Raw genomic sequence first — 26,085 nt, forward strand, 5'->3', positions numbered from 1 at the left:
GAAATATGACAGAGCCCGGACTATTAAACAATACCTACACCTGGATCAAGGATTTTCTTCTGGAACAGGGTTATTCCGCGATCATGGCCAACCAGATTAACCTGGGGGTTAACCTGGTGCTGACCATTATGATGGTCATCATCCTGGACAGAATTCTCAGAAAACTGATCATTACCAGTTTCAGGAAATTTTCAAACACCACCACCACAAGCTTTGATGACTTCCTTGCCGAAAGTAATTTCCCAAAGTACACCGCTCATATCATTCCCTTTATTCTTTTTGAAAGGCTCATTCCTTATATTTTCCAGGATTTTCCAGGATGGAGGGATTTTTTCATGAATGTTACCGATATCTACCTGGTCATTCTCCTGGTGTGGATCGTAAGAAGTGTAATTAAATCAACAAAGGAGTATTTAAAGACCAAACCCTATTTCAAGGACAAACCCCTGGATTCCTACAGTCAGATCGTTATTATATTTTTATGGGCTTTTGGCGGACTGGTCATTTTCTCGACCCTGACAGACCAGGATATTTTTCAATTCCTTGCCACCCTGGGGGCCGCCTCAGCCATCATCATATTAATGTTCAGGGATACCATCTTAGGCTTTGTTGCCAGTATACAGGTTTCTGTGAACGATATGGTGCGCATTGGCGATTGGATTACTCTGGATAAATTTGGGGCCGATGGAGATGTTATTGAGATCAATCTCACTACAGTGAAGGTTCAAAATTTTGACAACACCATAACCACCATACCCACCTATTCCCTGATCTCAGATTCCTTCAGGAACTGGAGAGGTATGACAGAAAGCGGTGGGCGAAGAATAAAGCGAACTCTATATCTTAAATCCGGGAGTGTTAAGTTCCTCTCTGAAAGCGATATCGAAAAATTAAAAGCCATACAGCTTATCGCCCCCTATCTGGATAAACGCCAAAGTGATATCAACAGGTTTAACAGAGACAGGAATATTGATAAATCCATCCCTATCAATGGAAGAAATCAGACCAACCTGGGGGTATTTCGGAAATACTGCGATCAATACCTTCAGAATCACCCTGCCATTAATAAAGACCTCCTGATGATGACCCGCATCCTTCCCCCTACTACAGAGGGTATCCCTTTGGAGATCTATGCATTTTCCTCAGATAAGGTATGGCAGAATTACGAACGCATTCAGGCCGACATTCTTGAACACCTGTTCGCCTCCATTTCCTTTTTCGACCTGGAGCTTCATGAAAAACCAACCGGAAGCGACATTAACAGGCTGAAAATCTGAAATTTAATACCGTCTTAAGATAAGAAGCCGTATTGATTCCGTAAATTTTCAAGAAAAGCTATGAAATCAACGGCAATGATACTGGTGCTCGTGGTGTCTGTTTTCCTGGTACTCTTTACGGCACTTGCCCAAATGGAGGTGAGATTCGATATCTTGTTTTACATGATGATGATCGGGCAGTTCTTAGTTGTGGTGATGGTCTATAAGGTTTTAACCGATAATTATAAAACCGATAAGACCTTTGATCATTGGTATGAAGATCATCCCCAGGAACAGGAATAACCATCCTATATTCAGAATTTATTCACAGTAAACCGCTAAAAATCTAATCGTTACGTTAAATTAATTGTAATTTAACCTTAAAGGCTACATAATTAAGCGTTAATGGTACTAACTTTCAGAAAACCAATAAGTAAAACCATTATGAAAACGCTTGTCTATCTACTCGCCATGCTGATCTCCTCAGCGATAAGCAGCAGCACCGAAGGAGAAAAAGAACGGAAGAACTGCGATATGCAGCCAACTCCGGAGAAATGCCATAAGCTATCTGAAAACATCTTAAATGATAACTTTAAGTTGGATGAGTGCAACCCTTTTATTTACAGGGAAAAAGTGTCTTGATTTAAACTATCACTTTAATAGTTGACATAGATAGTCTTAACATTCACAAAGGCACGAATTCCGGCCCTACCAAGCTCCCTGCCATATCCGGAAGACTTAACACCTCCGAAGGGCAGTCTGGGATCTGACTTGACCAGTTCGTTAATAAAAAGCGCCCCCTCCTCGAATGCATCAGACCTTGCAACGATACGATCAGGATCACCGGTAAATACCGAAACACCCAGGCCGAATGCTGTGCTGTTAGATACGTCGATGGCCTCATCCAGAGTATCAAAAACATATGCGGCAATGAGTGGGCCAAAGGTTTCTTCCTGCATTACGGGAATTGCAGTATTAGTCACTTTCAATACGGTAGGCTCAAAGTAGGCGTCATCCCTTTCTCCTCCCAGAAGCAATTCAGCTCCGGCATTCAATGAACGTTTCATTTGGTCCTCCAGGGTTTCCGCCAGATCTTTCCTTGCCATAACACCTATATAGGTATCCTCCTCCAGCGGATCCCCGGATTTTAATTCCTTTACCCGTTTTATATAGGCATTGAGAAATTCCTGGGCCACTCCCTTTTGTAAAAGAAGTCTTTTGGCGGCAATACAGCTTTGCCCTGTATTCTGATACCGGGCATTTACCGCAACCTCTACAGCCTTTTTAAGATCTGCGTCTTCCAGAACGATAAACGCATTACTACCCCCCAGCTCTAATAAGGAACTTTTAATTTCCCGACCGGCAACCTCCGCAACGGCCTTGCCGGCGCGTTCGCTTCCGGTAAGACTTACCGCCTTCACCTCTTTCTGCTGCAGCACGAAGGCTACCTTTTCACTTCCGATCACCAGATTCTGAAAAGCACCATCAGGAAAACCACAATCCTTAAACATCTTTTCGATGGCAGTGGCGCATCCCATTACATTAGAGGCGTGCTTTAGAACAGCTGTATTGCCTGCCATCAAAGTGGGAACCGCGAAACGAAATACCTGCCAGAACGGAAAGTTCCATGGCATAACAGCCATGATTACTCCCAAAGGCTCATAGGCAATAAGGCTTTTCCCGGCATCGGTTTCAATTTCTTCGGATCTGAGGAATTTATCTGCATGATGGGCATAATATTCGCATAGCCAGGCACATTTTTCAATTTCGGCAATCCCCTGGGTTACCGGCTTTCCCATCTCCCTGCCCATCAATTCGGCCAGTTCCTTCTTATTCGTTTGGAGATGCGTTTTAAGTCGGAGAAAGAACTGTGCCCGCTCCTTTATAGTCACCTTTTTCCAGGACTTGTAACAGGCTTCTCCTTTTATGAGTTTCTCAAGGATCTCTTCCTCTTTCAATTCCCGGTATTTCCCGAGTATTTTCCCGTTGTATGGATTTATGGTTTTAATCATATCTTTTCTTTTAAAGATACCAATTGTATCAAACTCTGGAGCATCCGTATGTTTATAAATCGGTTGAAAACCTTAACTTACTTTTCACCTTAGCAGAAAGTGAATTTGCTATATTTAAGAAAACTACTTCATTATGGCTACACGTAAAGAGAGTCTTCTCAACCTCCGACCCGAAGTTCCGAATGCGATGATCTATGACAATATGAGTAAGGACGAACGTTTTCAGAATATTACCCTGAGACCGGTGATCAAACTTCAGAGTGAGTTGCTTACAGAGGCTTTTAAGAATTATGCCAACAAGCATAAAGGGGTTTTCTACACCCTCTCCCTTCCAAAAAAGATGAGGTATATAGAAAACGCCGTACAGAAAGACATCAAGTTCCGAAATTCACTAAAAGGCATCATCATCGGTCAATTCACCGTTGAAGAGTTCCTGGCCTATACGGATAATTCCTCGGCCTTAAATAAAAGGATGATGAAGATTGTGATCGAACGCCTGAAAGACCAGCTTCAATTGCTTGAAAATGAGTCTGTAGCCTAAAGTTTTTCTATAAATTTGTAATAGCGTTCCTCCCCCGGGGACAATTTCAAAAAATCAACTTCTATGATCAAAAAAGAGGTGTACCAGAGATGCATGGACGTGCTCAATGGCAGAATAGAAAAATACAGGAATGAGATTGCTCTTTTAAAGGAGTCTGCAGAGAATGAAGATCACCACAAGGAAAGTGAGGAAGACGGCACTACGGAGGGAGGCTATGGTGAGAACTACACCCAGACGATGCGCTATCTCGATGAGACTTTAAAATTGAAGGAGCAATTAAAGCACATAGATATTTTTCAGAACAACGACAATGTAAAAATGGGATCCCTGGTACATACAGACCGGGGGACTTTCTTCTTAAGTGTGCCGCTGGGAATTCTGGAGGCTAATGGTGAAAAATTCACGGCCATTTCAGGCAAAGCTCCTGTTGCTGAACTGTTACTACATAAAAAGGAAGGTGAAACCATCACTTTTAACAATAACAGTTTTACTATCCAGAAGATCGAATGATCATTCCAGGAGGGAAACCCCATTCAGGTCAGTTGTTAGCACCTCGCTCATATAATTAAACCATGGCCTGATCGCTGCGAAACTTTGGTTAACCTCCTCCGGGAACCCAGGAGCTATTACCTGGGCATCGGTGAATTTCCTGGTAACTATATACTGTTTTTTACGAATCAGATCTATGGCAGGATGATCTCTGTCAAAGCCTTTCGGAGCCGTCTTCAGCTCTTCCCCCTCCAGTCCGTTAAATATTTTTTCGAACGCCTCGGAGGATAGGAATTTACGCATGGGGGCATCATCGATCTCAAATTCTTTCCGTATCCTGAGAAGATCATCTTTCTCCGGGTTCCAGAAACCGGCAGCCAGGAAGCTTTTCCCGGGTTCAATATGGAGGTAATAACCTCCCCTGTATTTTGGTTTAGTCCTGTGAAAAGACGCTGAAAAATGCGTTTTGTAAGGCGTTTTATCTTTAGAGAAACGGATATCACGATAGATCCTGAAAACCTTATACTGATCTACTTCATCATGAGATTGCAATTGTGAAAACAGGTCTTCAAAAAAAGCTTTTATCTGTTTTTGTTCTTTCTTAAAATGTTTCTTATTTGTGTCAAACCACTCCCTGTTATTATTAATTTTTAACTCCTTAAGATATTGGAGAACCGATACCGGCACAGTTGTCCTGTCCATAAAATGCAGTAAATAATGTATGAAGCCTAAAGTTAATATAAATTCACTTCTAAGGCGATTCAGAATGTTTAAATTTGAGATGATAAAAATGCGCCAGGAATGAGAGATGGGTTGATTAGAAAGATTGAACGTCATAAAATTACTCCTCACCTTAAATTGCGACTAAAGGAGGAGACAGAACGCTTTACCCGGGAATTGTTCTATACCTTATTTGATTCAGAAACCGATGTCGCCTCCCATATGGAAGATCTTCAGGAACTGTTCTCTGAACTTGTAAAACTGGCCTGCTGGAAACCGGAGAATCCCTGTGTAAAGGTATGGGAAAACTATATTGAAACGTTACCGGAATTGCTGGAGCGACTTAATCTCGACGCTAAGGCTATCTACAGTTGTGATCCGGCTGCCCGTTCGGTAGAAGAGGTCTACCTGTCATATCCCGGTTTCTACGCCATAGCCATCTACCGGCTTGCGCACGAATTATTCAGGGTCGGGTTCCCGTTAGTACCCCGTCTGATGACCGAATATGCCCATCGCCTTACCGGTGTTGACATACACCCGGGCGCACAAATAGGCACCTCGTTTTTTATCGATCACGCCACCGGGGTGGTAATTGGAGAAACCACTGTTATTAAAAATAACGTTAAGCTTTACCAGGGCGTTACCCTGGGGGCCCTTTATGTGGCTAAAGACCTGGAAAATAAAAAAAGACATCCCACTATTGAGGAAGGAGTAACTATTTATGCCAATGCCACTATTCTTGGTGGTGATACCGTCATTGGCGCAAAAAGTATTATTGGCGGAAACGTATGGCTCACCTCCTCGATCCCCCCTAATTCTGTGGTCACCCACACACCTGATATCAAAATAAAGACTACTTCAAATGAAAAGTGATTCTATTCTTGAACAGATCGGAAACACCCCTTTAATACGCTCCAGGGCCCTGGTTCACAAACCGGGTGTAGAGCTCTGGTTTAAGCTGGAAGGGCATAATCCCGGCGGCAGTGTTAAAGACCGCCCGGCCTATAATATGATTAAAAGTGCCCTGGAGCGCGGAGAAATTGATGAAAATTCAAAACTCATAGAAGCCACCAGCGGAAACACCGGAATAGCGCTGGCCATGATCGCCGGCCTCTTTCATCTTAACCTGGAACTGGTAATGCCCGAAAATTCCACGGAAGAACGAATTCTTACCATGCGGGCTTTCGGAGCGAAACTAACACTTACCCCGGCAGAACATGGTATTGAGGGATCACGGGATTATGCAGAGGATAAGGTAAAAAATGAAGGGTATATCATGTTGAATCAATTTGGAAACCCGGATAACTGGAAAGCACACTACAAAACCACAGGCCCTGAGATCTGGAAGGACACCGAAGGGAAAATAACGCATTTTGTATCCTCTATGGGAACTACGGGCACCATTATGGGAACTTCCACATTTTTAAAAGAGAAAGACCACAGAATACAAATTGTAGGGGTTCAACCTACCGATGATTCCAGGATCCCCGGGATTCGAAAATGGCCCAAAGCCTACCTGCCTGCAATATTTAACCCTTCAAAAGTAGATCAGGTTATCGAAGTAAGCGAGCTGGAAGCCGCAGAAACGGCCAGGCGACTCGCCGCCGAAGAGGGTGTGTTTTCCGGAATGAGCAGCGGGGGTGCAGTAACGGCCGCCCTGAAACTTATCGACACCCTGGAAAAAGGAGTGGTAGTGGTTATAATTTGTGACAGAGGCGACAGATACCTCTCATCAGACCTGTTTCGTAACGAATAGCTTTACAGCCAGTTCTTTTTTCTAAAGTAGATCAGCATCAGGATCACCATAAGTACCATGACCCCAATTACAATGGGATAACCATAGGTGTACTCCAACTCCGGCATGTATCTGAAATTCATGCCATAAATGCCTGCGATAAAGGTCAGCGGAATAAAAATACTTGCCATTATGGTTAGGACCTTCATCACCTCGTTCATCTTATTGCTCATATTACTCATATAGATCTCCATAAGGCTCATACTCATCTCCCTGTAAAGATCAATGGTATCCTGAATTTCATTGCAATGATCGAGAATGTCCCGGTAGAAAGGCCTGGTATCTTCTGAAATGAGCGGGTGATCGAGATTGATCAATTGATTGATGAGTTCCTTAACCGGTCTTATATTTTTCCGCAATTCCAAAACCTCCTTTTTAAGGGCCTGGATCTCATAAACCGTATCCGATTTGGGATGGTTATACACCTTTTCCTCCAGGGCCTCTACCCTGTTCCCTACATGCTCCATTACGATAAAGTACTGGTCTACGATGGCATCGAGAAGGGCAAACAGCAGGTAATCTGCCAGACGGCTTCGGATACGACCGAAAGACCCCCGTAAACGCTCTCTGACCCCTTCAAATACATCCTTTTCCACCTCCTGGAAAAGCAATACCGATTTTCTGAGCAACACCAGGGCCACATGCTCCACATTAATGTTATTGGTATCATCGAGGTAGATCATTTTTAAGACCACAAAGAGATAATCATCAAAATAATCCAGCTTTGGCCTCTGATCCGTATTTACAATGTCTTCCAGGGTAAGCGGAATCAACCCGAATGATCTGCCGAAAGCATCTACCTCTTGGGTGTTGGATAGTCCCTTTATATTAAACCAGTTCACCCCATTATTACCAGGTGCCGGAACAAAAGCCTCCGGGCGTTCCATCGAGATTTCAGTATACTCCTCCGGACTGAAATGTGTAAAGGTTACCTCAAATTTTTCATCCTTGCGCTTTCCCAAATAGATCACCGTACCCGGGGCCTGACCTATCTTAGAATGGCGCTTAAAAGGTCTTCCAATGACCTTATTAATGGCATTTCGTTTCTTGATCATGGGATTAAATTAGGATAATTTAAGCAATCTTAGGAATATTAAGATCACAAATCATTTCAGAGATGCCGCTCCTGAAGTGTCTTACTGATATCCTGAAGTTCAAATCCTTTGGCCTGCAGAAGAATCAGGTAGTGAAAAAGCAGGTCTGCAGCTTCATTAAGAAAGAGGTCGTCGTTGTTATCTTTGGCTTCAATTACCGTCTCTACAGCCTCTTCTCCTACCTTTTGCGCGATCTTGTTGATCCCTTTTTCAAAAAGGCTGCTCACGTAGCTGCCCTCCGGCATCTCCTTTTTCCTATCGCTTATAACCGCTTCCAGAGCGGTTAAAAAGCCAAAGGTTTCCTTATTCGTCTCTCCCCAACAAGTGTCTGTTCCCGTATGGCAAACCGGTCCCAGAGGCCTGGCCATAATAAGGATCGTATCCTTATCGCAATCCAATTCCATGGATTGAAGCATCAGGAAATTGCCACTTTCTTCACCCTTTACCCATAGCCGCTGTTTAGACCTGCTGAAAAAACACACCTTTTTATCCTTTATGGTTTTTTCGTAGGCTTCTTCGTTCATATACCCCAGCATGAGCACCTTAAGGGTTTGCACATCCTGGATAATGGCCGGAATAAGCCCGTCCTTATTTTTATTGAAATCTGGTTTCATGTATAGAATTTTTATAGTCGTACAGATATATTTTCCTTTTGCAAATAAGACTTGAGTTCGGGGATGGGAATTTCACGGTAATGAAAAACACTTGCAGCAAGTGCAGCATCTGCTTTCCCTACGGTAAAGGTATCTTTGAAGTGCTCTTTTGAACCTGCTCCCCCTGACGCTATCACCGGAATATGCAACATGGTGGATAATCTTGACAGCGCCTCGTTTGCAAAGCCATTTTTTGTTCCGTCGTGATCCATCGAAGTGAAGAGTATCTCTCCTGCTCCGCGATCCTGGACCTCCAATGCCCAATCAAACAGTTCGATCTCAGTGGGTACCTTACCTCCAACGAGGTGCACGATCCATTGGCCATCGATCATTTTGGCATCTATGGCAACCACCACACATTGCGAACCGAATTTCTGCGCCAGTTCATTGATGAGTTCCGGTCTTTTCACGGCAGCTGAGTTCACAGAAATCTTATCTGCACCTGCTCTCAACAAAATCCCTACATCTTCGGCACTGCTGATACCGCCGCCCACCGTAAATGGGATATTTACTTTCTCTGCAACGTGATACACCAACTCTGCAAGGGTTTTTCTCTTTTCTTCTGTAGCCGAGATATCTAAAAATACCAACTCATCTGCCCCTTCCCGGGCATAACGTTCGGCAAGGGCTACCGGGTCTCCTGCATCCATAAGCCCTTTAAAATTCACCCCCTTTACCGTTCTCCCGTCTTTTATATCCAGGCAAGGAATAATTCTTTTTGTGAGCATTGTTCTTCAGTTATTAATGATACAATGGTTAAATAAACTTTTCGAGGGCTTTAAGTGTAATGGCACCTTCATAAATCGCCTTCCCAATTATGGCTCCTTCACAGCCGGCAGCGATCAATTCGGTAATATCGCTTATACTGGTTACCCCTCCTGAAGCAATAAGATGAATCCTGTCCCTTCCACAAGCCTGAAGGATATCCTTATAAAGATCGAGAGAAGGCCCTTGCAGCAACCCGTCCTTTGAAATATCTGTACAAACCACATACTGCAATCCTTCCTTCAGGTATTCTTCGATAAATGGAATCACTTCCTCCTCTGAGGTAGAGGTCCATCCTGAGACTGCAATCTTATTATCCCTTGCATCTGCCCCGAGGATGATCTTTTCCGGACCGTATTGAGCCACCCATGACATGAATAAGGGTTTATCCTTTACGGCAACACTTCCTCCTGTAACCTGGCCGGCTCCGCTGTTAAATGCAATACGAAGATCTTCATCAGACCGTATTCCACCCCCAAAATCAATTTTAAGTTGTGTACGGGAAGCAATTTTCTCCAGTACCTTATAATTAATTACCCTCCTGGCCTTCGCTCCGTCCAGATCTACCAGGTGCAGGTGCTGAATTCCGTGGGCTTCAAATTCCAATGCCACCTCCAGGGGGTCTTCATTATATATTTTTTTGGTTTCGTAATCGCCCTGAGAAAGACGAACACATTTCCCTTCTATCAGGTCTATAGCGGGTATAATTCTCATGCCTTAATCGATTTTTAAAAAATTTTCCAGGATCAGGGCTCCTGCATCGCCACTTTTTTCCGGATGAAACTGGGTGCCGTAAAAATTGTTCTTATGCAAAGCCGAAGCATAGGAAACACCATATGTCGTTTTGGCTATGGCGAATGTATTTTCCGGAACATAATAACTGTGTACCAAATACATATAACTTCCCTCTTTAATTCCCTTGAATAAGGGAGATTGCAGACCCTCTATAGTATTCCATCCTATCTGAGGAACCTTCAGCCCGGTGTCAAACTTCAGGACATCGGTGTCAAATATTCCCAATCCGGAAGTATCTCCCTCCTTGCTGTGAGCACACATGAGCTGCATGCCAAGGCAAATACCCAAAACCGGTTGTTTCAGGGACGGTATGACATTTTCCAGGTTATGTTCCCGAATTTTATGCATCGCACTTCCAGCCTCCCCCACTCCGGGAAAGATCACCCGATCTGATTGGGTAATAATTTCAGGATTGTCTGTTACCACCGGTTCAATACCCAGCCGCCTGAAAGCAAAAATGAGACTTTGAATATTACCTGCCCCGTAATCTATGATACTAAGCTTCATTCTCCGATTTTTAAAGTATTCCTTTAGTAGTTGGCAGGATCATGCGATCCGGATCCCGTTTTACGGCCATCTTTACTGCTTTGGCGAATGCCTTGAATATCGCCTCGATCTTATGATGTTCGTTAATTCCTTCGGCCTTGATATTGAGATTGGCTCTGGCGCCATCTGTAAACGATTTAAAGAAATGCATGAACATTTCTGTGGGCATTTGCCCGATCATTTCGCGTTTAAATTCCGCTTCCCATACCAGCCAGTTTCGTCCCCCGAAATCGATGGCCACCTGGGCCAATGCATCGTCCATGGGCAGGTAAAACCCATAGCGTTCAATACCTCTCTTATCTCCCAGGGCTTTATGGAAAACCTCTCCCAGGGCTATTGCAGTATCTTCTATGGTGTGATGTTCATCAACTTCGAGATCACCTTTAACTTCTACCGTAAGATCTAATTGTCCATGCTTCCCCAATTGATCCAGCATATGGTCGAAAAAGGCAATTCCGGTGGCTATCCTGGTCTTGCCGTTTCCATCCAGGTTCAGGGAAATGGACACATCGGTCTCCCGGGTTTTGCGGTGAACATCTACCCGCCTTGACCCCAGGAACAAAAATTCGCGTATCCTTTCCCAGGATTCGGTTTCAAGAGCAATGACCTCGTCAAGCGCCTTCTTATTTTCGACGAGCTCATGATTGCCAAGATTGCGTTTATTATCAATAAAGATAGCCTTACATCCCAGGTTTTGGGCTAGCTTCACATCAGTTAGCCGATCTCCGATCACAAAAGAATTTTCAATATCATAGTCCCCGCCCAGATAGGCGGTCAGCGCTCCCGTATTGGGTTTTCTGTTAGGAGAATTCTCGTGAGGAAAAGTCTTATCTATGACCACCTCGTCAAAATGAATACCTTCATTTTCAAGGGTTCTCATAATAAAGTCCTGAATGGGCCAGAAGGATGCCTCCGGGTAATTAGGGGTTCCCAATCCATCCTGATTGGTCACCATAACAAGTTTAAAATTTCCGGTCTTATAGATATCGGATAAATACCTTAGCGTTCCGGGAAGAAATTCGAGTTTTACAAGGGAATCTACCTGTTCATCTTCAGGCTCCCTTATCAGGGTTCCGTCCCGGTCAATAAAAAGGATCTTTTTCATAATTATTCAGGAAGTTGATTTAATATGGTTACTAACTGCCGGTTCTCTTCCGGTGTGCCGACAGTGATTCTGAGGGTTTGGTTACAGCCCGGCAGTGAAGACCGGTTTCGTACCACGATGCCTTTTTCCAGCAGCTGTGTATAGCGCTTACCTGCATCATCGACGCGAATCAAGAGAAAGTTTGCTTCTGAAGGAAATACCTTCTTCACAAAGGGAAGAACCTCCAGTTGCTGGGTCAGGTAACTTCTTTCCACCACAAGGGATTTCAGCAAGGCCCTTGCCGAAGCAGGGTTATTTAATACCTCCAGGGCATGGTCCTGGCTTAACTGATTTACATTGTAAGGTGGTTTTATCTTATTTAGGAAGCCTATGATTCCGGGGGAGGTGATCGCATAGCCCACTCGGGCCCCTGCCAATGCGAATGCTTTTGAGAGGGTTTGCACGATGACCAGATTAGGAAATACATCGAGTTCTTTCGCCCAGCTTTTAACCTGAGCAAAATCAATATAGGCTTCATCGATAACCACCAGGCCCCTGAATTGCTCCAGTAGCCTTTTAACCCGGGAGGCATTCATAAGATTACCGGTAGGGTTGTTTGGGGAACACAAAAAAAGTATCCGGGTGTTTTCATCGGCAATATTCAGGATATCATCTACCCTGGGCTGAAAATTTTCATCCAGTGCCACACTGCGCACCTCCACGTTATTTATACCTGCCAGGACCTCGTACATACCATAGGTAGGAGGCAATGTGATTACATTAGCTTCTCCGGGTTCACAAAAAACACGAAACAGCAGATCGAGCACTTCGTCGCTGCCATTACCGATAAGGATCTGCTCAGGGTCAACTCCTCTTACAGTGGCCAGGGCTTCTTTCAATTTTTTCTGATACGGGTCCGGATACCGGTTGATCGGTGTGCCGAAAGGATTCTCATTGGCATCCAGAAAAATCATTTCTTCAGATCCGGTGCTAAACTCATCCCTTGCGGAGCTGTAAGGCTGCAGCTTTAGGACCGATGGCCTTACCATTTTTTCCAATTCAAAGGTTGTTTTTACGGGTGCTGTACTCATTATTCTTGGTTTTCGAGGTCTCTCAACCGGATTGATACTGCATTCTTGTGAGCAAAAAGCCCTTCGGCTTCTGCCATTTTCTCAATGGTAACCCCCAGGTTTTTTATCCCGGTCGCATCGAGCTTCTGATAGGTGACGCTCTTGGTGAAACTGTCCAGATTCACCCCGCTATACTGACGGGAGTAACCATTGGTAGGCAAGGTGTGGTTGGTTCCTGAGGCATAGTCTCCCGCACTTTCCGGAGTATAATTACCCAGGAAAACCGAGCCTGCGTTTATTACAGCTCTACATATGTCTTCCTCATCTGCACTTGAAATAATGAGGTGTTCCGGTCCGTAGCTATTGATGACATCAATCATCATCCGGGTATTTTCGACGACCACCATCCTGGAGTTTTCTATGGCTGCAGAGGCAATTTCCTTTCTGGGAAGCTTCTCTATTTGCTTTGTGATCTCCTGTTCCACCTGCTCACAAAATTCATTGGAAGTACTCACCAGGATCACCTGACTATCTTTTCCGTGTTCTGCCTGCGACAAGAGATCGGCCGCCACATATTCCGGTTGGGCAGTCTTATCGGCCGCCACCATAAGTTCTGAGGGACCTGCCGGCATATCAATAGCCACCTGGTATCGCGTAGCCCATTGTTTGGCTACTGTGACAAACTGATTTCCGGGTCCGAAAATTTTATACACAGCGGGGATGGTCCCGGTTCCGAAAGTCATTGCGGCAATAGCCTGAATGCCTCCTACCTTAAATACCTTCTTCACCCCACAAAGGGTTGCGGCAAAAAGAATAACGGGGTTCACACTTTGATCTTTTCCCGGTGGTGTGCAAATTACGATTTCCCTGCAGCCTGCGGCTCTTGCAGGAATAGCCAGCATAAGCACGGTGGAAAACAAGGGCGCTGTACCCCCCGGAATATAGAGACCAATTTTCTCAATAGGTTTCTTCTCCTGCCAACAAACTACCCCGGGCATGGTTTCTACCCTGACGCTATCAGTTTTTTGTGCCAGGTGAAACTTTTCAATATTAGCTGCAGCTGTTCTTATTGCTTCTTTGAGATCTTCCGGCACCTTTTTCCCAGCTTCTTCCATTTCTTTGGGAGAGACTTGCCAGGTATCCGGGGTAACCCCGTCAAAGAGTTCCGTATACTTTAATAATGCCTCATCTCCCTTTTGAGCTACTTCATTAAAAACCTGCTCAACCAGGGGTTCAAGCTCGTTAAGACCGGGAGTAGGGCGCTTTAAAAGTGTTTCCAATTCTGAAGCGCTTGGATTTATATACTTTTTCATGCTGCTTATTTTATAATACCATTTTTTCGATAGGACATACCAGAATACCTTCAGCGCCGAGGGATTTCAATTCATCGATGATCTCCCAGAATTTTTCTTTCTGAATTACCGTATGAAGGGAACTCCATCCTTGTTCTGCCAGGGGCAATACCGTTGGACTGCGCATCCCCGGCAACACCTTAATGATTGCGTCGATCTTTTCATTCGGAGCGTTCAATAAAACGTATCGGGCTTCCCTGGCCTGAAGCACAGACTCCAGCCTGAATAATAGCTTTTGCACCAAAAGCCTTTGAGCATCTCCCATTACAGGAGATCCGGCCAGTACGGCCTCGCTTTTGATCAGGGTATGCACTTCCTTAAGATTATTCTTAAACAAGGTACTTCCACTGGATACAATATCCACAATGGCATCTGCCAACCCGATATTTGGGGCTATCTCCACACTCCCGCTAATCATATGGAGATCGGCAGTAATTCCATTCTCTTCCAGGAATTCATTTACTGTATTGGGATAAGAAGTCGCTATTTTTTTACCTTCCAGATCCGATAGCCCTTTAAATTCAGTTCCTTTTGGAACGGCCAGGGAAACCCGGCATTTGGAGAACCCCAGTTTTTGCAGGATTTCGAGGTCGCCCCCCTTTTCCACCAGCAGGTTCTCTCCGATAATCCCAATATCGGCCACCCCGTCTTTGAGGTATTGCGGAATATCCCCGTTTCTGAGATACATGATTTCCAGAGGGAAATTTCTTGCACGAACTTTTAGCTGGTCCCTGCCGTTGTCAATAGAAATACCGCAATCCTTAAGGATTTTCAGAGATTCCTCAAATAACCTCCCTGATTTCTGAACTGCAATTTTTAATGTTTCTGTACTCATCAGCAATTTTTTTTTATTTGAGTACGCAGAAGGGATAAAAAAAACACCCGTCTGAATACTCAAACGGGTGTTAATGATATTTAAAATTTATGCAGTATCATTCTACCTCGCCTGAGTGCGTGGATGAGAATGATGATGATGCATAAAAATAGAAGTCATTTTCTCGATTTTCTGACACAAATATAACGCATAAACTTTTTAAAAATCAAATATCCCTGGCGATAATTTTTATTAGGAGTTGCCTCACCCTTCCACAAGGCTCTAGATATAAGCTGTTTGAATGCCTCATAATAATATTTTTTCTATATTAGAAATAAGAAAAACCTGCATATTTAAACCTTTAATGTGCATCATATGCTTATTTAACTCAGACTTTATACCATGGAACCTACTATTTTCAGCTTCAGCTCCGGCAGTTTTTGGGCCTTTATTGTGATTGCCTTCGGATTGGGATACCTGCTTGCCAGTTTGTTCATCAAGAACAAGTATAAAAATGAACTGGAGAAATGCCTGTAAGAGAAAAGTACCTTGCTCAATAATGTTCATAATGTACCCGGAGAAATTGAAACGGGAAATGCCATAAAGGCGGTTCAGACCCGGGGTCGAAGCGGCCTTGCTGTTAAGGTTCCTGAAATAAAGATCACTGGAAAGGCACACCTGAGAGGAAAACTCGACTTTGAACGCCTGGGGGAAGGAAATTCTGAACTCGCTAACGATCTGAAGATGATAGACGGAATCGGTCCATTTATAGAGGAGAAATTGAACCATCTTGGGATCTATAATTTTGAACAATTAAGCCGCCTTAAAGAGGAGGATATAAAAATTATTACAGAACTACTTGAATTTTTTCCCGGAAGAATAGACAGGGATAACTGGATAGGCCAGGCGAAAAAATTATCAAAAAAATACCCGGTCACCAAAGAGGTCTGACCGGGTATTTCTGTAAAAATAGCCTTTTCAAAATCAGGCCTTTACTAGATACTATTGATTTCCGAGTATAATGGGAAGACCATCTCCTCCTCCCCCAACTACAATTATTTTAGAGTTTTGTGATTCCGAAAGTTTCAGTGTGGCCTCAATCCCCTTGTCCTGAAGGATTTTATCGGTAAGAGATGCACTTAAAATCCGGTTTGCATCTGCTTTACCCTGGGCTTCTATTCGTTGTTTTTCAGCCTCTTTTTCAGCCTTCTCCAGGCGGTATTCATATTCCAGAGACTCTTGTTCCTGTCTCAATTTTCGCTCAATAGCATCCTTGATCGTGGGAGGTAAGGTAACATCCCTCACCAGGATTTCATTGAGTTGTATGTATTGTGCATCCACAATCTTTTTAGTTTCCGCGAAGATCTCTTCCTGGATCGCATCGCGCTTACTTGAGTACAACTGCTCCGGCGTATAGCGACCTACCACGCTTCTCGCAGCAGAGCGTATGGAAGGCATAAGGATTCGCGTAACATATTCCTCACTTTTCTCCTGGTGCAATTTCCCCAGCAATTCATACTTAGGCTGAAACCAGGCGGATGCATCAATCTTGATCTCCAGACCATTCGACGACAAAACAGTCATCTTCTCATAGATCTCCTGCTGTCTCACCTCATAGATAAAAATCTTATTCCAGGGTGCCACCAGATGAAAACCTTCACTCATCGGAGGCTCATCGGTAACTACCCCACCACCAAAGGTTCGGTATAGTACGCCGGCCTCTCCGGACCCAATGGTCACAGCAGATTTAGATATGAGGATGACCACGGCAATGATCAGGATAATTAGTGGTATGCCTATTTTGGGCAATCTGTCCATAGTATTGAAGTTTTAGTTTTTAGTTATTTATATTAATCCGTTGTATTTTCTGGTAAACCATTCTATTGCGAATAACAAAGCTATGGTAAAGAGCAACCATTGCCATTCCAATAAAGGTACGATATTCTCTCTTCTCTTTTGTACCGGCTTCAATGCTGTGTTACTTTTAAGCTCCTCTATCAACTGAGGAAGCATCCCCAGCCGTGTCATTTTACCCCCGGTTATTTCCGCAAGATGCTTCATTCTGGAATCATCTGTATTTACAAATTGCTTTTCCACCTCATATTCAAGTACAGTAAACTGTCCGGACCTGCTCAGGTTTTGTGAAGGTACTCTGATCGAAAAATCGTATTGTCCGGGAGGGAGACCGCTTAAGACCGCCTCATAATTGTTTTCTCCTGCCCTGAAGGGAATGGACCGGACCCTTGACGAGTCCTGGTGTTTCAGCGCCAACTCCAGGCGCTCTCCCGCATCAAATTCGAAATTTTTATCATAATATCCTGCTATAAGCCGGACCGTGGAATTTGCGTAATATAAAGGGTCATAGCTCACGCTAAGTCTTTCCTTTTTTATCCCTGAAGAGAGGAATTGGATAAGTTTATTCCAATATTCATCATAGGATTCAAAAGATTCGTTTTGATTATAATGCCACAGCCGCCATTTCCATATTCCCGTTGCATCCAGCACTGCAATGCGCTGTTCATTGGTTTCCGAGGTAAACAATAAAGGGCGGTCGGCATAGATACCACTTATTGTTTTATAGATCAGGGTTTCAAAAGCTCCATGTAAGATAAAATCTCCCAAAAGTGAATTTAAAGGAGGGTACCCCTCAACTCCGGGATCTACCGCCTGAAAGGCCCCGAACCCGGGATTTAATTGTCCGGTAACTTCTTCTGCAGTGTAGGTAACCTCGCGGGTAAATACGTTTTGATTTTCGTTTACTACCCTCCAGTCAGTAGCCTCCCCACCGATGAGCCAATAATTTATTTTGCCCTCCTCAAGTGTTTTAAAGAGCGAGGTGAACGAATCCCCGGGCTGGTAAAGAATATACAGGTCAAATTCTGTTGCATTCTCTACCTGAGCAGGAGACAGTATCTCTACAGATCGCTGGTTACTGCTTTCCAGAATATGCTTCAGGCTACCCAGATCGGGATGCATAATTTCTGATACCAGCGCGATTCGGTTGCGCTGGTCTATGACCTCTACTGCAAACGTACTCCGGTTATTATCGGTATTCTTTTCTACCGGGAGTTCACTAATACTCACCTTAAATTTCTTTACCCCGGAGGCCTCTGCTTCCAGTTCAAAATGTTCTGCCGGTCTGGCCACACCGGGTTCTATAGTGATCCTCTTTCTGGCCAAAACACGATTATTCCCCAAAATCTCAACTTCTGCCGTCGTTTTATTCTGCCCGTCGTACCCGACAAAAACTTCTACAGGAAATTTATTATTCAGATAGGCATACCGGTTTACATTGATCCGTTCGATGAACAGGTCTTCATACGTTGTGGTATCTCCAACCGAAAGGGTATACACAGGGCCGGAAATTCCGGAGGAATTGTACTGATAATCTCCTCCGTAGGTACTGTTCCCATCACTAATGAGCACGGTAGCAGATCGTTCAGGGCCCTCAAGATTCTTTAATCGCTGAAAGGCTCGGGCAATATTCGTTTTCCCACCATTAAACCCGGGGGTGGTATCGGTGGTATACAATTCCTGATCAAAAAGATAGGTTCGCACATCGAACATTTCCCGGATATCTTTGTCATTCTGCAAAGTTTCCAGGCCCTGTTTAATGCTTTCAGGATCTTCCAGGTATGCCATCGATGCCGAATTATCTACCAGGATATTAAGGGACGGCTTCTCAGTGACCAGGGTATATTTCCGGATTACAGGGTTGATCAATAACAGGGCCAGACCCCAGAGTGCCAGACCTCTCAGGACGAAGAACAAAAGAAAGACCCTCCCTCTGCTCATACCGTCTCTGTACCATAGGTAAGCTATGGTAAAGGAAAGAATAAAAGATGTAATGATGAGCAGATAGGTAGTGCCGTTCATTTAAAAAAAATTAAGGGTATACTTAAGGATTTTCTTCCTTTAAGTATACCCGAAATTACGAATTTATATTCTTTTATCTACAGATTTCCCCGGATTAGCCTGAAGCGAACTTCTAAGGTCTCTCCCGAGTACAGCCGATCAAAAAGTTACATGGACTCCACCTTCTAGGTTAACATACCACCATCGACATTGATGACCTGTCCTGTGATGTAAGCGGACATATCTGATGCCAGGAATACGCATGCGTTGGCGATATCTTCAGGAGTACCTCCACGCTTTAACGGGATATTATCTCTCCATCCCTGAACCGTTTTCTCATCAAGGGCGGCTGTCATTTCCGTTTCAATAAATCCAGGTGCGATCACATTGCTCCTGATATTCCTCGAACCGAGCTCCAGGGCCACCGACTTAGAGAAGCCAATAATACCGGCTTTAGAGGCCGCATAATTGGTTTGCCCGGCATTTCCTTTAACTCCTACCACAGAACTCATGTTGATAATAGACCCATTACGCTGCTTAAGCATAGTGCGCTGAACAGCTTTGGTCATATTAAAAACAGATTTAAGATTCACATCGATCACCTTGTCAAAATCTTCTTCAGACATACGCATCAGCAGATTGTCTTTAGTAATCCCGGCATTATTGATCAGGATATCGATAGCTCCAAATTCATTCAGCACATCCTCTGCCAGTTTTTGCGCCTCTTCATAACTTGCGGCATTACTTTTATAAGCCTTGGCTTTAACACCTAATCCGGCAAGCTCATTTTCCAATTCTCTTGCAGCCTCATCTGAAGAGCTGTAGGTGAATGCTACATTGGCTCCCTGTTGAGCAAAAACCTGAGCGATTCCTTTTCCTATTCCTCTGCTGGCCCCTGTAATTATGGCCGTTTTACCTTCTAGTAATTTCATTGATTTTAATTGATAGTTTGATTAGTACGCAGTTCAAAGATAATAATTCCTTGAAGCTGATACTTTAAATTTTAATTTTTTAAGCCCTTGCTCCTGTCCCGATAATCACTAAAAAAAGCCCGTTTTTTCAAACGGGCTTTCCTGTACTATTTGTGATCCGGAATTATCCCAGAACTTCAGCAACTTTCTTTCCGATCTCTGCAGGAGAGTCTACAACGTGAATTCCACAAGCGCTCATAATGGCTTTTTTAGCCTCTGCGGTATCATCTGCTCCACCTACGATTGCTCCGGCATGTCCCATGGTTCTTCCTTTAGGAGCTGTTTCTCCTGCAATAAAACCAACAACGGGCTTTTTATTACCGTTTTCCTTCACCCAACGTGCAGCATCTGCTTCCAACTGTCCGCCAATCTCCCCGATCATAACGATACAGGCAGTTTCCTCATCATTCATCAGCAGCTCTACTGCTTCCTTGGTGGTTGTTCCAATAATAGGATCCCCACCGATACCGATCGCTGTGGTAATTCCCAGTCCCTGCTTAACCACCTGGTCTGCTGCTTCATAGGTAAGGGTACCGGATTTAGAAACGATACCTACATTACCTTTTTTGAAAACAAAGCCTGGCATAATACCAACCTTAGCTTCCTCCGGAGTGATCACTCCAGGGCAATTAGGACCGATGAGTCTGCATTCTTTTCCTTTAATATAATTAGCAGCCTTGATCATATCGGCTACAGGAATTCCTTCCGTGATAGTGATCACCACTTTAATTCCGGCGTCTGCAGCTTCCATAATGGCATCTGCAGCGAAGGCCGGCGGAACGAAGATGATGCTCACATCGGCTCCGGTGGCATCCACAGCATCCTTTACCGTGTTAAAAACCGGTTTGTCCAGGTGGGTTTGCCCACCCTTGCCGGGAGTTACACCACCTACCACATTGGTTCCGTAGGCAATCATTTGTTCTGCGTGGAAAGTACCTTCACTACCGGTAAATCCCTGAACAATTATTTTAGAATCTTTATTTACTAATACACTCATTAGGATAGATTTTTAAAAGCTTGACAAAAATAGTTTTTTGTAGGAGAAAACAGAAATATTCGAATAGTAATTCCGTTCGTCCAATCTACATTTCTTCAGGTTCGGGCAATCTTGAAAACGAGATCATATTTTCGGGAGTTTCATCTGCGAGATAGCTCATTTCATATCCTTTAAAGAGCTTTCCGTCTTTCAACTCCCAAATGGCCATGAAATGCACCAGTGGGACCTCTTCATCAGGATTTTCAAAAGGCACCACAAAATAGGTGAGCCGAACTGCAGCGCGATCTTCTTCGGTGATCAGGTGAGTGATCTCTGCCCGTACTTCGCGATATTCTGAACGGATATCATTGATAAGGTCAAGAATCTGATTCTTCCCGTATTTCCGGAATCCCTTGGTACTGTTCCAGTAAAGAACGATATCGTCATGCAGAACCGATTTGGTTTCATCAATATCACCCTCGGAATTCCAGGCATAAAACTTTTTTACAATGGCTTTGGTCGTTTCTGACATATGAAAAGGTTTTTAACCCAGTTTTTCTAAAATTGAAGGAATCAGCCTTATGGCAGCTAGTTCCTTATGTTTTTTTCGCGCTTCCTCGGCAGGATATCCAAAGTAGGTTTTACCCACCTCTAAGGATTTACTGACTCCGGATTGCCCAAGGATAACGGCTTTTGCGCCTACCCTCACCCCGGAAGCCATTCCCACTTGCCCCCAGATGGTGACTTCGTCTTCAATAACCACGCATCCGGCTATTCCGGTTTGGGAGGCAATAAGGCATTTTTCCCCTATTACGGTATCATGGCCTACATGCACCTGATTATCGATTTTGGTTCCCTTCCTGATAGTTGTATCACCGGTTACCCCCTTATCAATGGTACAGGCTGCTCCGAGCTCCACATGATCTTCAAGAATCACCCTGCCTCCTGACAGCAATTTATCATAGCCCTCAGGGCGCTTTTTATAGTAAAAGGCGTCTCCCCCAAGAACAGTTCCTGCATGTATGGTAACATGATCCCCTATGACACAGTTGTCATAAATACTCACATTAGAATGTATAAGGCAATTCTTTCCAATACGAACATTATTCCCTATAAAACACCCTGGCTGTAATATGGTACCTTCGCCTATTTGTGCAGAAGGTGAAACCATGACATTGGAACGGTCAAAGGGTTTAAAATACCGGGTAAGCTTATTAAAATCGGAAAAAGGATCATCAGAAATCAACAGGGCCTTGCCCTCAGGGCATTCCACTTCCTTATTGATAAGTACAATGGTTGCTGCAGAGCTCAATGCCTTATTATAGTATTTCGGATGATCTACAAAAACGATATCTCCGGGTTCCACCACATGGATCTCATTCATGCCGTATACCGGAAATTCAGGCGCTCCGACATACCTGCAATTCAAAATCGTGGCTATTTGCTCAAGAGTATGTAACTGAGGAAATTTCATGAACTCCTCTTATTCTTTAACGCGTTCCATGTAGGTACCCTTATCGGTCTCTACTTTAATCTTGTCTCCTTCATTAATAAACAAAGGAACATTAACCGAGGCTCCGGTTTCTACTGTAGCCGGTTTTGTTGCGTTGGTAGCTGTATTTCCTTTAACCCCTGGCTCGGTATGGGTCACCTCAAGAATAACATGGGCCGGCATCTCTACCGATAGGGGCATACTGTCTTCGGTATTGAAAAGTATGGTTACCACCTCTCCTTCCTTAAGAAGATCAGGAGAATCCAGCGAATCTTTCTCCAGAGTGATCTGGTTGTAATCGTCTGTGTTCATAAAGTGAAAGGTATTACCCTCTGCGTACAAGAACTGATACGAACGGGTTTCCACACGAACATCCTCAATTTTATGCCCTGCAGAAAAAGTATTGTCGAGCACTTTTCCTGTAGTTACACTTTTAAGTTTGGTTCTAACAAAAGCCGGACCTTTTCCCGGTTTAACGTGTAAAAACTCAATGATCTTATAGATGTCGTTGTTATACCTGATACAAAGTCCTTTACGGATATCTGATGTACTTGCCATGATGAAATTAAAATTAAATTTTACTAAAATATCCTTTCATGATTCCTCGCTGGGAATCCTTAATAAACTGAAGGATCTCATCCCTTTCCGGGGTGGCCTCCATCTCTGCTTCGATGATTTCAACAGCCTGAGAATTGTTGTAGTTCATCTGGTAGAGAATCCTGTAAATATGTTGAATTTCACGGATCTTTTCGGTGGTGTACCCACGTCTTCGAAGCCCTACGGAGTTAATACCTACATAGGAAAGGGGTTCACGGGCAGCTTTTGTAAAGGGCGGCACATCTTTTCTCACAAGAGATCCTCCGGTTACAAAGGCATGGTTACCGATGGAACAGAACTGGTGTACCGCTGTCATCCCGGCCAGAACCACATAATCCCCAACGGTGATATGTCCGGCGAGGGTCGAATTATTGGAGAAAATACAGTGGTCTCCCACGATACAATCGTGCGCGATATGGCTATAAGCCATAATGAGGCAGTTTTTCCCCACTACGGTCTTCATCCTGTCGGTTGTTCCTTTATTGATGGTTACACACTCCCGGATCGTGGTATTATCCCCGATCTCAGCAGTGGTTTCCTCTTCGTTGTATTTCAGATCCTGAGGAACAGCAGAAATCACTGCTCCCGGAAAAATATTACAGTTCTTACCGATCCGTGCACCCTCCATAATGGTTACATTACTTCCGATCCAGGATCCTTCCCCGATCACAACATTGTTGTGAATTGTTGCGAAGGGTTCGATCACCACGTTCTTGGCGATCTTGGCCCCGGGATGTACATATGCTAAGGGTTGATTCATAAAATTATGATTGATCTTTATCTTTTACTTTAACTATTTGCGCCATGAGTTCGGCCTCTGCGGCAATCTTCCCATTGGCGTATGCATAGGCTTGCATATGGCAAATCCCTCTTCTGATCGGAGAAAGCAGATCCATCTTGAATACAAGGGTATCCCCTGGATGAACCTGTTGCTTAAACTTCACATTATCTATCTTCATAAAATAGGTGAGATAGTTTTCCGGATCCGGTACTGTATTCAGAACCAGGATACCTCCGGTTTGGGCCATGGCCTCTACCTGCAATACTCCGGGCATTACGGGTGCTCCCGGAAAATGCCCCACAAAAAACGGTTCGTTCATGGTAACATTCTTAACACCCACCACATGGGTGTCGGAAAGTTCAAGAATCTTATCTACCAATAAGAACGGAGGCCTGTGTGGCAACATGTTCATGATCTGAGTCACATCCATCAATGGCGGCTTGTTCAGATCGAATTTCGGGATCTTATTACGTCTTTCTATTTTAATGATCTTGGATAACTTTTTAGCAAACTGGGTGTTTACAAAGTGACCGGGTTTGTTCGCAATAACCTTACCTCTTATGCGCGTTCCGGCCAGGGCGAGGTCCCCGATAACATCCAGTAATTTATGACGGGCTGCCTCATTGGGGTGATGCAGGGTCAGGTTATCAAGAATTCCGTTAGGTTTTACGGATATGGAATCTTTATCAAATGCGATCTTGAGCTTTTCCATGGTTTCCGGGGAAAGCTCCTTGTCTACATAAACAATGGCATTATTAAGGTCACCTCCCTTGATAAGCCCGTGCTCCAGCAAGGTCTCCAGCTCATGCAGGAAAGAAAAGGTTCTGGCATCTGCAATTTCTGTTTTAAATTCAGAAAGGTGTTTCAGGGTGGCATTCTGGGTTCCCAATACCTTGGTGCCGAAATCAACCATTGTGGTTACCTGATACTCTTCAGCGGGAATCACGGTGATCTCACTCCCCGATTCTTCATCGATATAGGAGATCACATCAGTGACTACAAACTCTTCCCTTATCGCCTCCTGCTCTACCGATCCTGCCTTTTCTATGGCCTCTACAAAATACTTTGAAGACCCGTCCATAATCGGGGGTTCTGAGGCATCGAGTTCGATAAGGACGTTATCCAGATCCATCCCTACGAGGGCAGCCAAGACATGCTCCGATGTCTGGATCTTCACCCCCATCTTTTCAAGGTTAGTACCCCTTTGAGTATTTACCACATAATTTGCATCAGCTTCAATTACCGGGTGACCTTCCAGGTCTATCCTTTTGAAAGCAAATCCATGGTTTACGGGAGCCGGCTTAAAAGTCATCGTGACATTTTGCCCGGTATGCAATCCCACACCTTCAAGAGTAATCTCCTTAGCGATGGTACGCTGTTTTACAGCTTGCTCACTCATTTCTTATTATTTTTTTCTAATTGATGAATTCTGTCTACAATTGTACCGAGATTCTTAAAATGGACATACGACTTGTTATAAGCCGAGTAACCTAATGCCGGGGAGCCCTGCAGGACCTCGCCATCTTTTACATTGCGCCCTATACCACTCTGCGCCTGTATCTTAACTCCGTCACCTATGGTGATATGACCAACGATACCTACCTGCCCGCCTATCATGCAGTTCTTCCCTATTTTGGTAGACCCTGCAATTCCGGTTTGGGCTGCTATTACGGTATTCTGTCCAATTTCAACATTATGTGCAATCTGGATCTGGTTATCCAGTTTTACGCCTTTCCTGATCACCGTAGAGCCTAAAGTGGCCCGGTCTATAGTAGTGGCCGCACCAACATCAACGTGATCTTCCAAAATTACATTACCGGTTTGGGGCACCTTTTGCAGGGCACCGTTTTCATCCGGGGCATAACCGAATCCGTCTGCCCCTATGATACAACCACTGTTGATCACACAACTCTTCCCGATCACCGTTTCTGAATAGATCTTGGCTCCCGCAAAAACAATCGTGTTATCACCAATAGTTACGTTATCTCCAATAAAAACGTTAGGGTAGATCTTTACATTACTCCCTATTCGCACATTCTCCCCGAGATAAGAAAAAGCACCTATGTAAATCTCCTCCCCCAGGGAAGCAGATTCTGCGACAAATACCGGTTGTTCTATACCGGTTTTATTCATCTTTACCTGGTTGTAATACTCCAGAAGCCTGGAAAATGATTTATAAGCATCTTCCACCTTGATCAGGGTGGTGGTTAAAGGCTTATCGGCTTCAAAATCCTTATTTACAATTGTTATGCTGGCCTGAGTAGAATAAATATAATTGGTATACTTAGGATTGGCAAGAAAGGTCAAAGACCCTGACTCTCCCTCTTCTATCTTTGATAATTTGGAAACTTCGGTCTCCGGATCTCCCACAATTTCTCCTTCCAGGATCCCCGCTATTTGTAAGGCTGTAAATTTCATCAGGGCAAA

The 26,085-nt window shown here is 44.1% G+C and carries 30 protein-coding genes; 9 read left to right on the plus strand and 21 right to left on the minus strand.

The window, feature by feature from the left end; translation table 11 throughout:
• Window positions 1–5 precede the first annotated feature (5 nt).
• The 3 genes from K7R11_RS10215 (at window position 6) to K7R11_RS10225 (ending at window position 1,898) form a co-directional block, all read left to right on the plus strand.
• On the plus strand, window positions 6–1,277 hold the full coding sequence (locus K7R11_RS10215; RefSeq protein ID WP_224490465.1) for a mechanosensitive ion channel family protein: 1,272 nt from the start codon (window positions 6–8) through the stop codon (window positions 1,275–1,277).
• 60 nt (window positions 1,278–1,337) lie between these two features.
• Window positions 1,338–1,559, plus strand: coding sequence for a hypothetical protein (locus K7R11_RS10220; protein WP_224490467.1), 222 nt, complete (start codon window positions 1,338–1,340; stop codon window positions 1,557–1,559).
• 141 nt (window positions 1,560–1,700) lie between these two features.
• Complete coding sequence (locus tag K7R11_RS10225; protein ID WP_224490469.1) at window positions 1,701–1,898, plus strand: hypothetical protein; 198 nt, start codon at window positions 1,701–1,703, stop codon at window positions 1,896–1,898.
• 14 nt (window positions 1,899–1,912) lie between these two features.
• Here K7R11_RS10225 and K7R11_RS10230 read toward each other — a convergent pair whose 3' ends face one another.
• Complete coding sequence (locus tag K7R11_RS10230) at window positions 1,913–3,268, minus strand: NAD-dependent succinate-semialdehyde dehydrogenase (RefSeq protein WP_224490471.1); 1,356 nt, start codon at window positions 3,266–3,268, stop codon at window positions 1,913–1,915.
• Between the two features lie 133 nt (window positions 3,269–3,401).
• On the opposite strand from K7R11_RS10230, the gene K7R11_RS10235 reads away from it, so the two are divergent.
• Together K7R11_RS10235 and K7R11_RS10240 are read left to right on the plus strand one after the other, a co-directional pair.
• On the plus strand, window positions 3,402–3,809 hold the full coding sequence (locus K7R11_RS10235; RefSeq protein ID WP_224490473.1) for a glyoxalase: 408 nt from the start codon (window positions 3,402–3,404) through the stop codon (window positions 3,807–3,809).
• 63 nt (window positions 3,810–3,872) lie between these two features.
• On the plus strand, window positions 3,873–4,319 hold the full coding sequence (locus tag K7R11_RS10240) for a transcription elongation factor (protein WP_224490476.1): 447 nt from the start codon (window positions 3,873–3,875) through the stop codon (window positions 4,317–4,319).
• Here K7R11_RS10240 and K7R11_RS10245 read toward each other — a convergent pair whose 3' ends face one another.
• Window positions 4,320–5,000 (minus strand): DUF2461 domain-containing protein, encoded by a 681-nt coding sequence (locus K7R11_RS10245; protein WP_224490478.1) that lies wholly within the window; start codon window positions 4,998–5,000, stop codon window positions 4,320–4,322.
• 99 nt (window positions 5,001–5,099) lie between these two features.
• Between K7R11_RS10245 and epsC the strand changes: the two genes are divergently transcribed.
• Both epsC and cysM read left to right on the plus strand, forming a co-directional pair.
• The gene (gene epsC, locus K7R11_RS10250) at window positions 5,100–5,891 is read left to right on the plus strand and encodes a serine O-acetyltransferase EpsC (RefSeq protein WP_224490480.1); all 792 of its coding nucleotides are present in this window, start codon (window positions 5,100–5,102) and stop codon (window positions 5,889–5,891) included.
• A complete protein-coding gene (gene cysM, locus K7R11_RS10255; protein WP_224490482.1) occupies window positions 5,881–6,774 on the plus strand; it encodes a cysteine synthase CysM in 894 nt (297 codons plus the stop codon). Before epsC ends, cysM begins: the two co-directional genes overlap by 11 nt.
• A 2-nt stretch (window positions 6,775–6,776) precedes the next feature.
• Here cysM and corA read toward each other — a convergent pair whose 3' ends face one another.
• The 9 genes from corA to hisG are packed head-to-tail and all read right to left on the minus strand — an operon-like array spanning window position 6,777 to window position 15,007.
• Window positions 6,777–7,868, minus strand: a complete 1,092-nt coding sequence (gene corA, locus K7R11_RS10260) for a magnesium/cobalt transporter CorA (RefSeq protein ID WP_224490485.1) — start codon at window positions 7,866–7,868, stop codon at window positions 6,777–6,779.
• Between the two features lie 56 nt (window positions 7,869–7,924).
• Entirely contained in the window at window positions 7,925–8,521 is a 597-nt protein-coding gene (gene hisIE, locus K7R11_RS10265; protein WP_224490487.1) for a bifunctional phosphoribosyl-AMP cyclohydrolase/phosphoribosyl-ATP diphosphatase HisIE, read from the minus strand.
• Window positions 8,522–8,532: 11 nt separating this feature from the next.
• Window positions 8,533–9,288: an imidazole glycerol phosphate synthase subunit HisF gene (gene hisF / locus K7R11_RS10270; protein WP_224490489.1), complete on the minus strand. Its 756-nt coding sequence runs from the start codon at window positions 9,286–9,288 to the stop codon at window positions 8,533–8,535.
• A 28-nt stretch (window positions 9,289–9,316) separates the two neighbouring features.
• Window positions 9,317–10,039 carry a 1-(5-phosphoribosyl)-5-[(5-phosphoribosylamino)methylideneamino]imidazole-4-carboxamide isomerase gene (hisA, locus tag K7R11_RS10275; RefSeq protein ID WP_224490490.1) on the minus strand — a complete coding sequence of 241 codons (723 nt, stop codon included), beginning with the start codon at window positions 10,037–10,039 and terminating at the stop codon, window positions 9,317–9,319.
• A gap of 3 nt (window positions 10,040–10,042) precedes the next feature.
• Window positions 10,043–10,627, minus strand: a complete 585-nt coding sequence (gene hisH / locus K7R11_RS10280; protein WP_224490491.1) for an imidazole glycerol phosphate synthase subunit HisH — start codon at window positions 10,625–10,627, stop codon at window positions 10,043–10,045.
• Between the two features lie 10 nt (window positions 10,628–10,637).
• Entirely contained in the window at window positions 10,638–11,771 is a 1,134-nt protein-coding gene (gene hisB / locus K7R11_RS10285; protein ID WP_224490492.1) for a bifunctional histidinol-phosphatase/imidazoleglycerol-phosphate dehydratase HisB, read from the minus strand.
• 2 nt (window positions 11,772–11,773) lie between these two features.
• Window positions 11,774–12,841 carry a histidinol-phosphate transaminase gene (gene hisC, locus K7R11_RS10290; RefSeq protein WP_224490493.1) on the minus strand — a complete coding sequence of 356 codons (1,068 nt, stop codon included), beginning with the start codon at window positions 12,839–12,841 and terminating at the stop codon, window positions 11,774–11,776.
• Window positions 12,841–14,133 (minus strand): histidinol dehydrogenase, encoded by a 1,293-nt coding sequence (hisD, locus tag K7R11_RS10295; protein ID WP_224490494.1) that lies wholly within the window; start codon window positions 14,131–14,133, stop codon window positions 12,841–12,843. The genes hisC and hisD overlap by 1 nt, the downstream gene beginning before the upstream one ends.
• 10 nt (window positions 14,134–14,143) lie before the next feature.
• Window positions 14,144–15,007 (minus strand): ATP phosphoribosyltransferase, encoded by an 864-nt coding sequence (hisG, locus tag K7R11_RS10300; RefSeq protein ID WP_224490496.1) that lies wholly within the window; start codon window positions 15,005–15,007, stop codon window positions 14,144–14,146.
• Between the two features lie 381 nt (window positions 15,008–15,388).
• On the opposite strand from hisG, the gene K7R11_RS15040 reads away from it, so the two are divergent.
• Both K7R11_RS15040 and K7R11_RS10305 read left to right on the plus strand, forming a co-directional pair.
• Entirely contained in the window at window positions 15,389–15,523 is a 135-nt protein-coding gene (locus tag K7R11_RS15040) for a hypothetical protein (RefSeq protein WP_262899806.1), read from the plus strand.
• Window positions 15,524–15,535: 12 nt separating this feature from the next.
• Window positions 15,536–15,937: a hypothetical protein gene (locus K7R11_RS10305; RefSeq protein WP_224490498.1), complete on the plus strand. Its 402-nt coding sequence runs from the start codon at window positions 15,536–15,538 to the stop codon at window positions 15,935–15,937.
• A 51-nt stretch (window positions 15,938–15,988) separates the two neighbouring features.
• On the opposite strand, the gene K7R11_RS10310 is transcribed toward K7R11_RS10305, so the two are convergent.
• The 10 genes from K7R11_RS10310 to lpxD form a co-directional block, all read right to left on the minus strand.
• Window positions 15,989–16,804 carry a prohibitin family protein gene (locus K7R11_RS10310; protein WP_224490500.1) on the minus strand — a complete coding sequence of 272 codons (816 nt, stop codon included), beginning with the start codon at window positions 16,802–16,804 and terminating at the stop codon, window positions 15,989–15,991.
• 27 nt (window positions 16,805–16,831) lie between these two features.
• On the minus strand, window positions 16,832–18,862 hold the full coding sequence (locus K7R11_RS10315; RefSeq protein WP_224490502.1) for a vWA domain-containing protein: 2,031 nt from the start codon (window positions 18,860–18,862) through the stop codon (window positions 16,832–16,834).
• A gap of 164 nt (window positions 18,863–19,026) precedes the next feature.
• Entirely contained in the window at window positions 19,027–19,773 is a 747-nt protein-coding gene (gene fabG / locus K7R11_RS10320) for a 3-oxoacyl-[acyl-carrier-protein] reductase (protein WP_224490504.1), read from the minus strand.
• 163 nt (window positions 19,774–19,936) lie between these two features.
• Window positions 19,937–20,809, minus strand: a complete 873-nt coding sequence (gene sucD, locus K7R11_RS10325) for a succinate--CoA ligase subunit alpha (protein ID WP_224490507.1) — start codon at window positions 20,807–20,809, stop codon at window positions 19,937–19,939.
• A gap of 85 nt (window positions 20,810–20,894) precedes the next feature.
• Complete coding sequence (locus K7R11_RS10330) at window positions 20,895–21,320, minus strand: nuclear transport factor 2 family protein (protein WP_224490509.1); 426 nt, start codon at window positions 21,318–21,320, stop codon at window positions 20,895–20,897.
• Between the two features lie 12 nt (window positions 21,321–21,332).
• The gene (locus K7R11_RS10335; protein WP_224490511.1) at window positions 21,333–22,262 is read right to left on the minus strand and encodes a UDP-3-O-(3-hydroxymyristoyl)glucosamine N-acyltransferase; all 930 of its coding nucleotides are present in this window, start codon (window positions 22,260–22,262) and stop codon (window positions 21,333–21,335) included.
• Between the two features lie 9 nt (window positions 22,263–22,271).
• Window positions 22,272–22,838 carry an elongation factor P gene (gene efp / locus K7R11_RS10340; RefSeq protein ID WP_224490513.1) on the minus strand — a complete coding sequence of 189 codons (567 nt, stop codon included), beginning with the start codon at window positions 22,836–22,838 and terminating at the stop codon, window positions 22,272–22,274.
• Window positions 22,839–22,851: 13 nt separating this feature from the next.
• Window positions 22,852–23,637, minus strand: a complete 786-nt coding sequence (gene lpxA, locus K7R11_RS10345; RefSeq protein WP_224490515.1) for an acyl-ACP--UDP-N-acetylglucosamine O-acyltransferase — start codon at window positions 23,635–23,637, stop codon at window positions 22,852–22,854.
• Window positions 23,638–23,641: 4 nt separating this feature from the next.
• Complete coding sequence (locus K7R11_RS10350) at window positions 23,642–25,057, minus strand: bifunctional UDP-3-O-[3-hydroxymyristoyl] N-acetylglucosamine deacetylase/3-hydroxyacyl-ACP dehydratase (protein WP_224490518.1); 1,416 nt, start codon at window positions 25,055–25,057, stop codon at window positions 23,642–23,644.
• Entirely contained in the window at window positions 25,054–26,076 is a 1,023-nt protein-coding gene (lpxD, locus tag K7R11_RS10355) for a UDP-3-O-(3-hydroxymyristoyl)glucosamine N-acyltransferase (RefSeq protein WP_224490519.1), read from the minus strand. Before lpxD ends, K7R11_RS10350 begins: the two co-directional genes overlap by 4 nt.
• Window positions 26,077–26,085: the final 9 nt, after the last annotated feature.

It is taken from the genome of Robertkochia flava (genome assembly GCF_020166515.1).
GTDB classification, from domain to species: domain Bacteria; phylum Bacteroidota; class Bacteroidia; order Flavobacteriales; family Flavobacteriaceae; genus Robertkochia; species Robertkochia flava.

Coding starts and splice junctions, on each gene's coding strand:
- K7R11_RS10225 (WP_224490469.1), top strand. CDS start 1,701: ATGAAAACGCTTGTCTATCTACTCGCCATGCTGATCTCCTCAGCGATA.
- lpxD (WP_224490519.1), bottom strand. CDS start 26,076: ATGAAATTTACAGCCTTACAAATAGCGGGGATCCTGGAAGGAGAAATT.
- K7R11_RS15040 (WP_262899806.1), top strand. CDS start 15,389: ATGGAACCTACTATTTTCAGCTTCAGCTCCGGCAGTTTTTGGGCCTTT.
- hisD (WP_224490494.1), bottom strand. CDS start 14,133: ATGAAAAAGTATATAAATCCAAGCGCTTCAGAATTGGAAACACTTTTA.
- hisA (WP_224490490.1), bottom strand. CDS start 10,039: ATGAGAATTATACCCGCTATAGACCTGATAGAAGGGAAATGTGTTCGT.
- K7R11_RS10235 (WP_224490473.1), top strand. CDS start 3,402: ATGGCTACACGTAAAGAGAGTCTTCTCAACCTCCGACCCGAAGTTCCG.
- hisC (WP_224490493.1), bottom strand. CDS start 12,841: ATGAGTACAGCACCCGTAAAAACAACCTTTGAATTGGAAAAAATGGTA.
- efp (WP_224490513.1), bottom strand. CDS start 22,838: ATGGCAAGTACATCAGATATCCGTAAAGGACTTTGTATCAGGTATAAC.
- hisG (WP_224490496.1), bottom strand. CDS start 15,007: ATGAGTACAGAAACATTAAAAATTGCAGTTCAGAAATCAGGGAGGTTA.
- K7R11_RS10350 (WP_224490518.1), bottom strand. CDS start 25,057: ATGAGTGAGCAAGCTGTAAAACAGCGTACCATCGCTAAGGAGATTACT.
- sucD (WP_224490507.1), bottom strand. CDS start 20,809: ATGAGTGTATTAGTAAATAAAGATTCTAAAATAATTGTTCAGGGATTT.
- corA (WP_224490485.1), bottom strand. CDS start 7,868: ATGATCAAGAAACGAAATGCCATTAATAAGGTCATTGGAAGACCTTTT.
- fabG (WP_224490504.1), bottom strand. CDS start 19,773: ATGAAATTACTAGAAGGTAAAACGGCCATAATTACAGGGGCCAGCAGA.
- hisH (WP_224490491.1), bottom strand. CDS start 10,627: ATGAAGCTTAGTATCATAGATTACGGGGCAGGTAATATTCAAAGTCTC.
- K7R11_RS10220 (WP_224490467.1), top strand. CDS start 1,338: ATGAAATCAACGGCAATGATACTGGTGCTCGTGGTGTCTGTTTTCCTG.
- epsC (WP_224490480.1), top strand. CDS start 5,100: ATGAGAGATGGGTTGATTAGAAAGATTGAACGTCATAAAATTACTCCT.
- K7R11_RS10330 (WP_224490509.1), bottom strand. CDS start 21,320: ATGTCAGAAACGACCAAAGCCATTGTAAAAAAGTTTTATGCCTGGAAT.
- hisB (WP_224490492.1), bottom strand. CDS start 11,771: ATGAAAAAGATCCTTTTTATTGACCGGGACGGAACCCTGATAAGGGAG.
- K7R11_RS10240 (WP_224490476.1), top strand. CDS start 3,873: ATGATCAAAAAAGAGGTGTACCAGAGATGCATGGACGTGCTCAATGGC.
- K7R11_RS10245 (WP_224490478.1), bottom strand. CDS start 5,000: ATGGACAGGACAACTGTGCCGGTATCGGTTCTCCAATATCTTAAGGAG.
- K7R11_RS10230 (WP_224490471.1), bottom strand. CDS start 3,268: ATGATTAAAACCATAAATCCATACAACGGGAAAATACTCGGGAAATAC.
- hisF (WP_224490489.1), bottom strand. CDS start 9,288: ATGCTCACAAAAAGAATTATTCCTTGCCTGGATATAAAAGACGGGAGA.
- K7R11_RS10335 (WP_224490511.1), bottom strand. CDS start 22,262: ATGAAATTTCCTCAGTTACATACTCTTGAGCAAATAGCCACGATTTTG.
- K7R11_RS10310 (WP_224490500.1), bottom strand. CDS start 16,804: ATGGACAGATTGCCCAAAATAGGCATACCACTAATTATCCTGATCATT.
- cysM (WP_224490482.1), top strand. CDS start 5,881: ATGAAAAGTGATTCTATTCTTGAACAGATCGGAAACACCCCTTTAATA.
- K7R11_RS10215 (WP_224490465.1), top strand. CDS start 6: ATGACAGAGCCCGGACTATTAAACAATACCTACACCTGGATCAAGGAT.
- lpxA (WP_224490515.1), bottom strand. CDS start 23,637: ATGAATCAACCCTTAGCATATGTACATCCCGGGGCCAAGATCGCCAAG.
- hisIE (WP_224490487.1), bottom strand. CDS start 8,521: ATGAAACCAGATTTCAATAAAAATAAGGACGGGCTTATTCCGGCCATT.
- K7R11_RS10315 (WP_224490502.1), bottom strand. CDS start 18,862: ATGAACGGCACTACCTATCTGCTCATCATTACATCTTTTATTCTTTCC.